The sequence below is a fragment of the Chryseobacterium sp. genome (assembly GCF_041914225.1).
GTDB lineage: Bacteria > Bacteroidota > Bacteroidia > Flavobacteriales > Weeksellaceae > Chryseobacterium.
In genome coordinates this window covers 1-14,430 of sequence record NZ_JAYSDT010000067.1, presented here as the reverse complement: position 1 = coordinate 14,430, position 14,430 = coordinate 1, and the positions used below count along the sequence as shown (strand labels likewise).

At 38.7% G+C, this 14,430-nt stretch carries 10 protein-coding genes; 6 read left to right on the top strand and 4 right to left on the bottom strand.

What is annotated here, in order from left to right; all coding sequences use genetic code 11:
* From ACE3RB_RS18555 to ACE3RB_RS18545, 3 genes are all read right to left on the bottom strand, one after another.
* A partial coding sequence (locus ACE3RB_RS18555) for an acyl-CoA dehydrogenase family protein (RefSeq protein WP_374465574.1) occupies positions 1–660 on the bottom strand: 660 nt, incomplete at its 3' end.
* Positions 661–789: 129 nt separating this feature from the next.
* Positions 790–1,578 carry an NUDIX domain-containing protein gene (locus tag ACE3RB_RS18550; RefSeq protein ID WP_374465573.1) on the bottom strand — a complete coding sequence of 263 codons (789 nt, stop codon included), beginning with the start codon at positions 1,576–1,578 and terminating at the stop codon, positions 790–792.
* A 16-nt stretch (positions 1,579–1,594) separates the two neighbouring features.
* Positions 1,595–2,779, bottom strand: coding sequence for a sugar MFS transporter (locus ACE3RB_RS18545; RefSeq protein ID WP_374465572.1), 1,185 nt, complete (start codon positions 2,777–2,779; stop codon positions 1,595–1,597).
* Between the two features lie 176 nt (positions 2,780–2,955).
* On the opposite strand from ACE3RB_RS18545, the gene ACE3RB_RS18540 reads away from it, so the two are divergent.
* From ACE3RB_RS18540 to ACE3RB_RS18515, 6 genes are all read left to right on the top strand, one after another.
* Positions 2,956–5,874: a SusC/RagA family TonB-linked outer membrane protein gene (locus tag ACE3RB_RS18540; protein ID WP_374465571.1), complete on the top strand. Its 2,919-nt coding sequence runs from the start codon at positions 2,956–2,958 to the stop codon at positions 5,872–5,874.
* A gap of 11 nt (positions 5,875–5,885) precedes the next feature.
* Positions 5,886–7,436: a RagB/SusD family nutrient uptake outer membrane protein gene (locus ACE3RB_RS18535; RefSeq protein ID WP_374465570.1), complete on the top strand. Its 1,551-nt coding sequence runs from the start codon at positions 5,886–5,888 to the stop codon at positions 7,434–7,436.
* Between the two features lie 3 nt (positions 7,437–7,439).
* Complete coding sequence (locus tag ACE3RB_RS18530; RefSeq protein ID WP_374465569.1) at positions 7,440–8,864, top strand: glycoside hydrolase family 30 beta sandwich domain-containing protein; 1,425 nt, start codon at positions 7,440–7,442, stop codon at positions 8,862–8,864.
* A 9-nt stretch (positions 8,865–8,873) separates the two neighbouring features.
* Entirely contained in the window at positions 8,874–11,096 is a 2,223-nt protein-coding gene (bglX, locus tag ACE3RB_RS18525; protein ID WP_374465568.1) for a beta-glucosidase BglX, read from the top strand.
* Positions 11,097–11,175: 79 nt separating this feature from the next.
* Entirely contained in the window at positions 11,176–11,976 is an 801-nt protein-coding gene (locus ACE3RB_RS18520; protein ID WP_374465567.1) for a family 16 glycosylhydrolase, read from the top strand.
* Between the two features lie 36 nt (positions 11,977–12,012).
* Positions 12,013–13,452: a glycoside hydrolase family 30 beta sandwich domain-containing protein gene (locus ACE3RB_RS18515; protein ID WP_374465566.1), complete on the top strand. Its 1,440-nt coding sequence runs from the start codon at positions 12,013–12,015 to the stop codon at positions 13,450–13,452.
* A gap of 149 nt (positions 13,453–13,601) precedes the next feature.
* Here ACE3RB_RS18515 and ACE3RB_RS18510 read toward each other — a convergent pair whose 3' ends face one another.
* The gene (locus tag ACE3RB_RS18510; protein ID WP_002979980.1) at positions 13,602–14,414 is read right to left on the bottom strand and encodes an enoyl-ACP reductase; all 813 of its coding nucleotides are present in this window, start codon (positions 14,412–14,414) and stop codon (positions 13,602–13,604) included.
* Between the last annotated feature and the right edge of the window lie 16 nt (positions 14,415–14,430).

Below are 14,430 nucleotides of genomic sequence, written 5' to 3'. Positions count from 1 at the left end.
TCCTGTTTTTGAGGCTCTTAAGCTCCATTTATTATGAGTTTCAGGAGTGGTAAATCCTTCCATTCCTCTTTCAACAATTAATCCCTGTACTTTTCCTTCCTCATTTTTTGCCCATACTACAGCGATATCGCACAGAGGAGAGTTGGTGATCCACATTTTAGCTCCATTCAAAAGATAATGATCTCCCATATCTTTAAAATAAGTTTCCATAGAACCCGGGTCAGAACCGTGGTTAGGCTCTGTCAACCCAAAAGATCCGATCATTTCTCCGGCAGCAAGCTTAGGTAAATATTTCTTTTTCTGTTCCTCAGAACCGAATTCATTGATAGGGAACATCACCAGTGAGCTCTGTACCGAAGCAGCAGAACGTACTGCAGAATCTCCTCTTTCCAGCTCCTGCATAATCAGACCATAAGAAATCTGGTCTAATCCTGAACCGCCATACTCAACCGGAATATAAGGTCCCAATGCACCGATTTTCCCCAATTCTCTCATAAGATTAGGTAGATCCGTATGGTTTTGAGCGGCCTGGTCTATCTGCGGCATTACAAAACTTTCAACCCAGTCCCTTACAGATTGGCGGATTAGTTTATGTTCTTCAGTAAGTAAAGCATCAATTCCATAATAATCAGGGATGCTTGTAAGAGGATAATATGACATGATTTTTTGATTTGGTTAAAAGTAACATTTTTCGTGTTGTCGTGAAAATTTTTTTGAAAACTTATCTTGATATTGGTTTTCAGGCAGATAATGCTCTTTTTCTTTGTTTATAAGGCAAATTCCACATTTTTAAGACTCCTCATCATTGGATATGGGATACTGGCTGGTGGAGTTGTGAACTTTGCTTTTAAATTTATAGAGATAAGGCGCTTTATTGGCTGAACCGTCATAAAGTTTTTCAAGTCTGTCAAGAATATTTAAGCTCAAAATTTTACGCTGGAAATTATTCCTTCTGAATTTTTGTCCTAAAATCGTTTCATAAAGAGACTGAAGGTCTTTCATCGTAAATTTTTCAGGAAGCAGATTGCTGGCTGCCACTTCCGTATTGATGTTCATCCTCAGGTATTCTAGCCCGGTTTCAATAATCCTGTCATGATCGAAAGCCATTTTAGGTAAGTTGTTGACTTCGAACCATTCACAGCTTTCATTAAAAGCATCAGGAAAAGTATTGGCAAGGGAAAAATCAATAAGGCTGCAATACCCCACAGTGATAAACCGCTGAAAAATCCAGTGATCCGGCGGTACCTGAATACCTTTGTTTTTAAGGAGAATCTGATGGACATTATTCTCCGTACGGTCTATTCTTCCAAACGTGTGAAACTGTTTCAGAAAAATATCTTCAAGATGTGTTCTTTCAAACAAAACTCTTGCTGCAGCTTTTCTTAAATCTTCATCATTGAAAACAAAACCACCTGGAAGCGACCACAGATCCAGATCGTGATACTTTAAAAGAAGAACCTTCAAAATATTATTATGAAAGCCGAAAATAGTACAGTCAACAGATATGTGAGCAACAAAATCTTTTGTATCGATCAGTTCCTGAAGTGTTTCTTTACTTTTTGTGTCTTTGATTTTCATGGCTGTAAAAATAAAACTATTTTCTTTTTGAAACATTAAAAAATACCAAACTAATCACAAAAAGTAGAATTACAAAAAATAAGATGTATAACGGATAGAAATTCAGCCATTGTTTTTCAAACAGAACAGCCATAATAATAGAACTCACAGAGCTGCCCAAAGAAGAAAAAATAACAATAAGGGAGGTAAAAAGATTCACCTGTTCTTTATCAATCTGTGCAATCATTTTTGAATTGATGACAGGGTAGAGCGGCGACAAAAACAAACCGATCACCGGAAACAAAAAGAGAATTATCCTTGAATCTGCGGACTCAAAATACTGTACTCCCACAATAATCACCAGTAAACCAATAATGAAGGCCATACATGACCTGTAATATCCCGGCAGTGAAAATCTTCTGATAATATTTGCCGTTACTGTTCTGCCTGCATAAGAAAATACGGCCAGAAAAGAAGTAGCCTGAAGTGCAAAAAATGAATTGACCTTCAGGTGATTTTTATAAAAGGAAGGAAGCCATGAATTAAATCCCTGCTCTATAAAAACAATAAAAAATATCACCCCAAGGAATAGTGCTACAGCAGGAGTCATGAATCCGGACAGTTCCGAAAAAATATTTTTGTTTTCAACGGGTCTGGCCTCAGAGATTGTAATTTTTGATAGCATGAAGATCGCTAATGCACATAAAAAAGCGATCAGTAAAAAACAAAATTTCCAGTATTCAGAATACGCACTGGATACTACCCATCCAAAGCAGGTATTAACGACAAAGATTCCGATCATGAAAGAAGCTTCTACACTGTTCATGGTCTTTGCCAGTGATTTTTCATCCGAAATATTATTTCTGATTATCCCAAAAACACAGATCTTTCCTATTGCAAAACAAGCTCCTATGATGGCGAACCATAATTTAAAAAACCAGAAAACTTCTGCGAACGGAAGTAGGCAGCAGCAGAACCCGACAATTACCAACGCTGAAATCAACGCCTTTTTCGTTCCTGTTTTGTTAATAAAACCTACAGCAAAAAGAGAAATAAAGGCAATGGGTAAATCTTTAAATGACTCTAAAAGTCCCAATTCTCCATAAGTGATTTTCTCTTCGGATAACTGCAGAATGATAAGTCCCATACAGTTCAGAACCATTGAAAAAATGAGAAAGGTAAGTTTTAACGGAAGGGAAATTTTGGAAAGCTTAATGGTCATTTTGGGAGTTGTCTTTATTGTTTTTTTATGAAATTTTATGAAATATTAATGCGAAGATAGCGCTTCTAACCCTGAAAAATAAAAGAAAAATTAAAATTTTTATGAATAGAATGTTAATTAATTGAAAAAAAATATATTTTTATTGTCTCAATTTGAGAATTAAACAATAACTGTATATGAATGTAAGAATATCAAGAAGCGTAGGAGTGGTTGCCGTCCTCTATTTTACGGCCAACTTCAGTGCCCAGACCAAGGTGAAGGACACAATTGCTAAAGAAAACAAAATAGACGAAGTAGTAGTCATCGGCTACGGTACTCAGAAAAAGAGTAATGTAACGGGAGCTATTGCGAGTATTAAAGCCAGTGATATAGAAAACATCCCAGCTGGTAAACCGGAGCAGGTTTTACAGGGTAGAGCTGCCGGTGTTTCTGTTGTGACCAATTCAGGACAGCCTGGTGCTGCTGCTACTGTACGTGTAAGAGGGATTACCAGTTTTGGAGCGGGAAGTAACAGTCCTTTATGGGTAGTAGATGGTATTGTTGTAGACAATATCGGATGGCTTAACCAATCGGATATAGAAAGTATAGAAGTACTCAAAGATGGAGCTTCATCTGCAATCTATGGTGTCTCTGCAGCAAAAGGGGTAATTCTTGTGACAACCAAAAAAGGGAAAAGAGGAAAACTGACCCTTTCTTATAACGGGTTTTATGGTTTCTCAAATGCATCCAAAAAACTGGATCTCTTAGATGCTACACAGTATGCTAAAATTATTAATGAAGGTTTTGTTAATGACGGGCAAGCGCCCAGGTTTTCTAATCCTGAATCATTTGGGAAAGGAACCAACTGGCAGGATGCTATTTTCGGGACAGGCGAAAAGTCTTCTCACGAAGTAAGTATTACAGGAGGGAATGAAAAATCAACTTATTATACCTCGTTCGGATATTTTGATCAGACAGGTATTGTAATGAGTGATATTTCTTATTACAAAAGAATCAATGCAAGATTCAACTCAACGCATAAAGTTACAGATTACCTGACCATAGGGCAAACCTTTGCGTATACCCACGTGAAGTCTCAAGGAGTAAGTGCAAATGAAGAATTTGGAGGGCCTCTGGCTTCAGCAGTTAACCTGGATCCTACAACTCCGGTTGTGGTGACAGATTGGTCAATGGTTGATCCAAGCGGCTATACCAATCCTTATATCATCCGTGATTCTGAGGGAAGACCATACGGGATTTCCAGGTACGTAAACCAGGAAATGACCAATCCACAGGCTTTCCGTCATATACAACAGGGAAATTATAGCTGGTCTGATGATTTTGTAGGAAATGTTTTTGCTGAGCTTAAGTTTCTTGATCATTTCACATTTAAATCCAGTCTGAATGGTAAGAAATCCTATTGGGGAAGCCGTTCCTTTACCCCAAAATATTATTTAAGTCCAAACTATAACAATACCAGCTTCAATAGTCTGAATAAGGTGGATGAAAATAAATTTGAGTGGAGTATGGAAAATACTTTGACCTATCAGAACAAGTTCGGTGATCACAACATCAATATCATGGTAGGACAGGGAGTTTACAGGTACAACATTGCTGGCGGGGCTAGTTTGACTTATAGCAATTTGCCTATTGATAATTGGCAAGATGCTTCTTTCAACTTTAATATTCCGCAGGATAATATTACTGCAACAGGATGGGATGGAATTCAAACCCGTAAAGCATCTTATTTTGGTAGAATCATTTATGACTATGCGGATAAATATTTATTCACCGGAACGATTCGTAGAGATGGTTCTTCAAAATTTGCTACCAATCAGCATTGGGGAACTTTCCCGTCTATGTCCCTTGGATGGAATGTTCATAAAGAAAACTTCTGGCCAGAGAACAAAGTGATTAATAACTTAAAACTAAGAGGAGGGTATGGTGTTTTAGGAAATGATGAGATGGATAATTTCAGATTTGCAAGTTTCATGGTTTCAGGAAGTAATTATACCAACTCTGGAAATAATATTATCATTGTTTATGCGCCAAGTACACTGGAAAACCCAAATCTGAAATGGGAACAGACCAGCCAGCTGAATATTGCTGCTGATTTGAAACTATTCAACAATTTTACCCTTACAGCAGATTGGTACAAAAAGAAAACGACAGATATTCTTAGGCAAATTAATATCCCGGGATATGTAGGAGTTCCGAATTTACCCTGGTCAAACGTAGGAGACATGCAAAATAGCGGTCTGGAGCTTGAATTAGGATATAAGAAGAACTGGGAAGATTTTGGGATTTCAGTTAATGGTAACTTCGCTACGATAAAGAATGAAGTTCTTAGATTGGAAGATGACATTAAATATTTTAACCTTGCTTCTTTCCAGACCATGGGAGCTGTTTCCAGAGTAGCAGTAGGGCAGCCCTACGGATCATTTTACGGACAAACTTATAGTGGTGTTTTCCAAAATCAGGCACAAATTGATAACTATGTAAATGCAAATGGAGTAAAATTATTACCTGATGCAAAACCGGGAGACTTTATCTGGCAGGATAACAACGGAGATGGTAAAATTGATGATGAAGATAAAGTAAACTTGGGAAGTTCTATCCCAAAATATACTTTTGGACTTACCGTGAATCTTAATTATAAGAATTTTGATTTAATGATGTTCGCACAAGGACAGGCCGGCAACAAGATTTTCCAGGGCCTGAGAAGATTGGATATGCTTGATGCCAACTATCAGACAAGAATCTTAGATAGATGGACTGGTGAGGGATCTACCAATGATAACCCAAGAGTTACGCGTAATGATCCCAACCACAACTATTCATGGATGTCCAATTATTATCTTCAGAAAGGAGATTATGTGCGCTTGAAAATTGTTCAGTTAGGTTATACCATCCCTCAGGATGTTACCCAACGTTTTGGAATGAGCAAGGTAAGGCTTTATATCACAGGAGAAAACCTGCTTACCTTCACAAAATATACAGGATATGATCCGGAAATTGCAGGAAGAAATAATTCTGAACAAGATATTATTGGGGTCGACAGAGCTTACTATCCACAAGCAAGAACATTCCTGATAGGTGCTAATATTCAATTTTAATGACTAACAAAATGAAAAATAAGAATTTTATATATAAAGGACTTGCAGTAGCATTTTTGGCAGGTCTTGGTTTTACCAATATCGCGTGTAGCGATTCTTATCTGGATGACGTGCAGAATTCAGGATCTTTTAATACTGATTTATATTTCCAGAATGAACAGCAGTCTTTCAGTGCACTGGTTTCGGTCTATGATGTTTTAAGAAAATATTCAGGAGGGTTTGAAAATACCGTAACATTTTTTAATGCAGGATCTGATGATTTCTATTCCGGAGGAGGAAACTCTAATGATGGAGCAGGTATCCAGGGGTTAAACAATTATATGATTAACCCAAACACGATGCCTGCCAGTTACTGGAGAGATTACTATCAGGGAATAGCACGTGCTAACCTTTTAATAGAAAGAGTTCCCGGAGCTAATATGAGTGACGATCTTAAGAAAAGATATATTGCGGAAGCAAAAGTTCTTCGCTCCCTATATTATTTCGAGCTGTTAAGAATGTTTGGAAACATTCCTTTGATTCTGAAATCTGTAAAATTCGATGATGATTATTGGAATATTCCACAGGCTAAGCCAAGTGAGGTGTATGCACAGATAGAAAGTGATGTAACTGCAGCTATTCCAGATCTGATGATGACTGCAAGTGGTAATGACAAAGGAAGAGTTACCCAGGGAACTGCCAGAGCCATATTAGGTAAGATTTATCTTTATGACAAAAAAATGACAGAGGCGGCAGCACAGTTTGCTCAGGTGAACGGTACTCCGGGAGGAACCAGCCAATATGGGTACAAACTGGTAGCCAATTATGCAGACTTATTTAAAGTAGGACCTGAATTATCAGATCCTTATAAGTTTTCAACAGAATCTATCCTGGAAGTAATGCATACGAATAAAGGAAATTCCGATTGGGGATTCTGGGGACAGGGTAAGGATGAAGGAAACTCTATTAATGTAATGGTAGGACCTCGTTCTTATTCACTAAAAAACATCCCGAATAATGATGCCCCGGATATCTATTCCGGTTGGGCATTTAATACTGTGACAGAAAACTTTGTCGCTTTTATGCAGGGAGATCCGAGATTAGATGTAACCGTTTTCAATGCAAAAAAGTTGGTAGCAGATGGTAAAATTACCTACAGCCCGGCTTTTGCTGATACAGGGTATTTCTTAAATAAATATCTGCCTACAAATGCTTTGAAAAGCTCACTTCCAGGACCTGCAGAGCTTAATTTCCGTCAGAATTATATCGCAATAAGATTAGCAGATACTTATCTGATGGAAGCTGAAGCATTAGGCGCAGCCGGAGCAAGAGCCCAGGCTTTGTTGGATGCGGTAAGAGCCAGAGTTGGTTTACCATCAGTTCCTGTTTCTTTACAGGCTATTAAAGATGAAAGAAGGAGGGAACTTGCCGGAGAAGGACACCGATGGTTTGATCTTGTCAGATGGGGTGATGCTCCTTCTAAGCTTGCCTTCAAAGGATTTAAAGCCAATAAAAATGAAATTCTTCCAATTCCGTTTAATGAATTGCCGAATACAGTTTTAAAACAAAATCCTGGTTATTAACCCATGAAGTTTCACAACTTATATAGTTTCTTTAGAGGTGCCGCACTGCTTAGTGGTGTGGCCCTTTTTTCTTTATCGTGTGGCTCCGTGGCTTCCGGCAAAGGAAATGAAGTACAGTACTGGCTTACCAAAGGGGATGAAAGTGTAAAATTACAGCAGCAGACTTCCGTTAAATTTGTAAACAGTTCCAACAGCTTTCAGAATATTGAAATTGATGATACTCAAAAGTTACAATATGTTGATGGCTTTGGATATACATTAACAGGAGGAAGCGTTGAGGTAATCAATCGCTTGTCGCCTTCCAAAAGAAAAGCACTGCTTCACGAACTTTTTGGAAATGGCAAAAACTCAATTTCCATCAGCTATTTAAGACTTAGTATTGGGGCTTCTGATCTTGATGGCGAAGTATTTTCATATGATGACCTTCCTGAAGGGCAGAGCGATCCTTCGCTTTCAAAATTCAGCCTGGCAAAGGACAAAAATCTGATTGCTATACTGAAAGAGATTTTAGCTATAAATCCTTCTATTAAAATTATTGCAGCACCATGGTCTCCTCCGGTTTGGATGAAAGACAACGGTAAATCAAAAGGAGGCAGCTTGAAACCTGAATTCTATGAAACCTATGCCCGATATTTTGTAAAATACATACAAGGCATGAAAAAAGAAGGCATCACCATTGATGCGGTAACACCTCAGAATGAGCCTTTACATCCTGGAAATAATCCAAGTATGTATATGCCGTCTGAGCAGCAGGGAGATTTTATCAAAAATCATCTGGGGCCGGCTTTTAAAACGAATGGAATTAAAACTAAAATTGTTGTTTACGACCACAACTGCAACAAACCGGAATATGCTATTGATATTTTAAAAGATGCCGAGGCAAACAAATATATAGACGGGTCAGCTTTTCATTTGTACGAAGGAGATATCTCCGCATTAAGTACGGTGTACAATGCTTTTCCAGACAAAAATCTATACTTTACGGAGCAGTGGACAGGTTCAAAAGGAACTTTTACCGAAGATCTGAACTGGCATACAAAAAATGTAATCATCGGTTCCATGAGGAACTGGAGCAAAATTGCTTTAGAATGGAACCTTGCCAACGACCCTGAATTTAAACCGCATACAGAAGGCGGATGTACAGAATGTAAAGGCGCTGTTACAGTTTCCGACAGTGAGAATTTCACCAGAAATGTTTCCTATTATATTATTGCGCACGCTTCAAAATTCATTCCGGCAGGATCTCAGCGCATCGCTTCCACACAAACCAACACACTTTCAACAGCTGCTTTTATGACTCAATTTGGGAAAATAGTTTTAATTGTACAGAACGATAATCAGGCAGATGAGAATTTTAATATTAAATTTGCCGGCAAAACCGCTGCAGTAACAATTTCCGGACGTTCTACAGCAACCTATATTTTTTAATTGGATATTATGAAAAGAGTTTATTTCTTACTGGCATTTTCCGCATTTGGACTGAATGCTTACGGCCAAAAGACAATTGATCAGAAAGTAGCAGAGCTATTGTCTAAAATGACCCTGGAGGAAAAAGTAGGACAAATGGTTCAGTACAGCGGGTTCGAATATGCTACAGGACCCCAGCATTCCAATTCGGCTGCTGTTTTAGATGAAATTAAAAAAGGAAAAGTAGGTTCCATGCTGAATGTTGCAGGATCAGAAGAAACCAGAGCCTTTCAGAAACTCGCGATGCAGTCAAGACTTAAAATTCCTTTACTGTTCGGTCAGGACGTTATCCATGGATACCGGACAACCTTTCCGGTGAATATAGGGCAGGCAGCAAGCTGGGATCTGGGAATGATTGAAAAGTCTGAAAGAATAGCTGCTACAGAAGCTGCAGCTTATGGTATTCACTGGACATTTGCTCCAATGGTGGATATTGCCAGAGATCCGAGATGGGGAAGGGTAATGGAAGGTTCCGGAGAAGATACCTACCTGGGAACAAAAATAGGATTGGCAAGAATTAAAGGATTCCAGGGCAGAGGTTTGGGAAGTCTGGATGCTGTGATGGCCTGTGCCAAACACTTTGCTGCATACGGAGCCGCTGTGGGCGGAAGAGATTACAATTCTGTGGATATGAGTCTCAGACAGCTGAACGAAACTTACCTTCCTCCATTCAAAGCAGCTGCAGAGGCAGGAGTAGCCACTTTTATGAATTCCTTCAATGATATTAACGGAATTCCGGCAACGGCCAACCAATATATTCAAAGGAATCTGTTAAAAGGAAAATGGAATTATAAAGGCTTTGTCGTTTCAGACTGGGGAAGTATCGGGGAAATGATTCCCCATGGTTATGCAAAAGATGCAGCCCAGGCAGCAGAAAAAGCGGTGCAGGGCGGAAGTGATATGGATATGGAAAGCCGTGTTTATATGGCTGAACTTCCAAAACTGGTAAAAGAAGGAAAAATAGATGCAAAGCTGGTAGATGATGCAGCAGGAAGAATCTTAACCAAAAAATTCGAGATGGGTCTTTTTGATGATCCTTACCGTTTCAGTAATGAGAAAAGGCAGAAAGAGCAGACGGATAATCAGGAGAACAGAAAATTCGGAAGAGAGTTCGGATCGAAAAGTATCGTACTGCTTAAAAACCAGGGAAATATTCTTCCGCTTTCAAAAAGTACAAAAACAGTTGCTCTGATAGGTCCTTTCGGGAAAGAAACGGTAGCGAACCACGGGTTCTGGTCTGTTGCTTTCAAAGATGACAACCAAAGAATTGTTTCACAATTTGACGGAATTAAAAATCAACTGGATAAAAATTCCACTTTACTCTATGCAAAAGGCTGTAATGTGGATGATCAGGATAAAACACAGTTTGCAGAAGCGATAGAAACGGCGAAAAAAGCAGATGTGGTGATTATGACATTGGGTGAAGGCCATGCGATGAGCGGGGAAGCAAAAAGCAGAAGTAGTATTGGTTTTACAGGTGTTCAGGAAGATTTGCTGAAAGAAATTGCTAAAACAGGAAAACCGATTATTCTAATGATCAATGCCGGAAGACCTTTGATTTTTAACTGGGCATCAGACAATATTCCTGCCATTATGTACACATGGTGGTTGGGAACCGAAGCCGGAAACTCTATTGCAGATGTTCTGTTCGGGACAGTAAATCCTGGTGGAAAGCTTCCGATGACTTTCCCAAGAACAGAAGGTCAGATTCCTGTGTATTACAATCATTACAATACGGGAAGACCTGCAAAAAATAATACAGACAGAAATTATGTTTCAGCCTACATAGATCTTGATAATGATCCGAAATATCCGTTTGGATATGGCTTGAGTTATACGGATTTCAAATACTCTGATATGGTATTAAGTTCCACAAATCTTACAGGAAATCAGACATTGAATATTAGTGTTACGGTTTCCAATACAGGAAAATATGATGGTGAGGAGGTAGTACAGCTTTATATCAGGGACCTTTTCGGAAAAGTAGTAAGACCGGTAAAAGAGTTAAAAGGTTTCCAGAAAGTATTTATCAAAAAAGGGGAAAGCAAAAAGATCGATTTTAAACTGACACCCGAAGATCTGAAATTCTTTGATGATGAGCTGAATTTTGACTGGGAAGGCGGAGAATTCGATATTATGATTGGAACTGATTCTCAACATGTGCAGAGCAAAAGAATAAACTGGACCAAATAAATTCAATAGGAGCGGGCTTTAGCCCGCTTAATTAAAAATCAGAAAATGGCTTTAGCCAAAACTTAAAACCCTAATACATATGAATCTAAATATCATCAGAATGCTTGCGGCAGGAACTTTTTTGTTTTCTGTATTCAGCTGTGTTTCACACAAGCCGGATGATCATAGAACACTGATATGGAGTGATGAGTTTAACGGTAAAGGACTACCTGATTCATCAAAATGGAATTACGATCTAGGAGGAGGTGGTTTTGGTAATGAGGAAGCTCAGTTTTATACCAAAAACAGGCTTGAAAACGCCAGAATGGAAAAGGGAAACCTTATTATTGAAGCCAGAAAAGAAAACTGGGAAAACAATAAATATACCTCTGCAAGGCTTTTAACCAAAGGAAAATTTGCCTTCCAATATGGAACCGTAGAAGTAAGAGCAAAGCTTCCCAAAGGCCGCGGAACATGGCCCGCCATATGGATGATGAGCGAAAATATGAAGAAATGGCCGGATGACGGCGAACTGGATATCATGGAACATGTTGGGTATAACCAAGGGTATATTCATGCTTCCGTTCATACCAAAAAATACAACCATATCCAGGGAACCCAGAAAACCGATACGCTGTTTGTAAAAGATGCAAGCGAAAAGTTTCATGTCTATAAAGCAGACTGGACACCGGAAAAAATAGATGTTTATATCGATGACCAAAAGTTTTTCACCTATGAAAATAAAGAGAAAAATAATGATGCGTGGCCTTTTAACAGACCTTACTTTATCATTTTAAATCTTGCAGTAGGTGGTTTTTGGGGAGGAAAAGAAGGCATTGATGATACTGTTTTTCCACAGAAGTATTACATAGACTATGTAAGGGTCTATCAAAATAAATAATGAATAGGGGACGCAACTGTCCAAAATAAGAAAATCATGAGAAAACTAATTGTAAGTTGTTTTGTAGTAGGCGTTGTCATCAATGTCAATGCTCAGAATTATTGGAAAAAGAATGCAGGAAAAACAGCTAAAGTAATCCTTACCAATTCGAAAGCGAATGAGAAGATGGCGGATAAAGGAGCAGTTAAATTTGAACAATTCGGGCAGCCTAAAGAAACTGAGGCCTGTATTTTTGTGGCTCCCAACTTTAAATATCAGAAGCTGATAGGAATTGGTGGTGCTATTACAGACGCATCAGCAGAAACTTTTTATAAAATGCCAAAGAACAAGCAGAAGGAAATTCTGGATGCTTATTTTGGGAAAAACGGATTGGGATATACTGTGGTACGTACCAATATGAATTCCTGTGACTTTTCCAGTGATTCCTATACTTATGTAGAAGACAATGATACTTCCCTGAAGACTTTCAACATTGCACATGATGAGAAGTATAAGATTCCGATGATCAAAGAAGCTCAAAAAGCAATAGGAAATAATTTTACCTTCTATTTTTCTCCATGGAGCCCGCCCGCCTGGATGAAATCCAACAAAAGTTTATACAAAGGAGGAAGATTGGAGAATCAATACTACCAGACGTGGGCAGATTATTATATCAAATTCATCAAAGAATATGAAAAGAGAGGAATCAATATCTGGGGACTGACTGTTCAAAACGAGCCAATGGCTACCCAAAGCTGGGAATCATGCATCTATACTGCCGAAGAAGAAGGGGAGTTCCTGAAAAAGAACCTTGGGCCAACCCTTTGGAAGAACGGATATAAAGATAAAAAAGTAATGATCTGGGATCATAACAGAGATCTTATCTATCAGAGAGCAACGACCACATTAAGCGATCCCGAAACATCAAAATATGCCAGCGGTATCGGGTATCACTGGTATGAAACATGGAATAACAAAACACAGCTTTTTGATAATTTAGCAGAAACGCACAGAGCTTTTCCTGATAAATTCCTGGCTTTTACTGAAGGATGTAAAGAACAGTTCAGTATGGATAAAATCTATGATGTAAGCCTGGGTGAGCTGTACAGCAAAAACATGCTAAACGATTTCAACAAAGGAAATGCTTTATGGACCGACTGGAATATTCTCCTGGATGAAACCGGAGGGCCTAACCATAAAGGAAACTTCTGCTTTGCCCCGATTATTGCAGATACCAAAACAGGCGAGGTGTTCTATACCTACGAATACTATTATATAGGCCATGTTTCAAAATATATCAAACCAAATGCCCGGAGAATCGGAAGCTCTTCTAACAGAGCAGCGCTTACATCTTCCGCGTTTATGAATGAAAACGGACAGCTGGTAACTGTTATCATGAACGATTCAGACAATGATATTGAAACAAACCTATGGATTGAAGGTATGGCTGCCAAACTGAATGCTCCGGCACACTCTATACAGACCGTAATTTTATAGTATCATATTAATATTATTTTTGACAGACCCGGCGGCCTCTTTGAGGCCGCCGGGTTTATTTACATCCATCATGTTCTGACAGAAAACAAAAGACCCATGAAGTTTTCTTCATGGGTCTTATTTATTGTAAACGAAACTTTATCAGTCTGTTATTTTTCAGTATCATATTTACTGATCACTTTCTGGGTAACTCCTGAGCTGCTGAAACCTCCGTCATGAAACAGGTTCTGCATGGTTACTTTTTTAGTAAGATCAGAGAATAAAGTTACACAGTAGTCTGCACATTCAAGAGCCGTAGCATTTCCCAGCGGAGACATATCTTCTGCATACCCAAGGAATCCTCCGAAACCTTTCACACCGCTTCCGGCAGTAGTCATTGTAGGAGACTGGGAAACTGTGTTTACACGTACTTTTCTTTCTCCCCAGTAGTTTCCGAAAGTTCTTGCGATACTTTCAAGATACGCTTTGTTATCAGACATATCATTGTAATCCGGGAATGTTCTTTGAGCTGCGATATAAGTAAGCGCCAGAATACTTCCCCATTCATTCATACAGTCTTTTTCCCAGGCCACACGCATTACTTTATGGAAAGAAACCGCGGAAATATCCCAGCCTTTTTCCAACCAGTCGTAGTTCATTTCTGTATAATGTTTTCCTTTTCTAACGTTGATAGACATTCCGATAGAGTGAAGGATAAAGTCTATTTTTCCAAATTTTGCAACAGCGGCATCAAAAAGTTTTTCAAGATCTTCTACAGAAGTAGCATCAGCACCTATTACTTCAGAACCTGTTTTTTCTGCTAAACCATTAAGTTCTCCCATTCTCAATGCAATAGGTGCATTAGATAAGATAAATTCAGCACCTTCCTCATGGCATCTTTCAGCAACTTTCCATGCGATAGATTGTTCATTAAGGGCTCCAAAAATAATTCCCTTTTTGCCTTTAAGTAAACCGTATGACATAATTTTTTAATGTTTA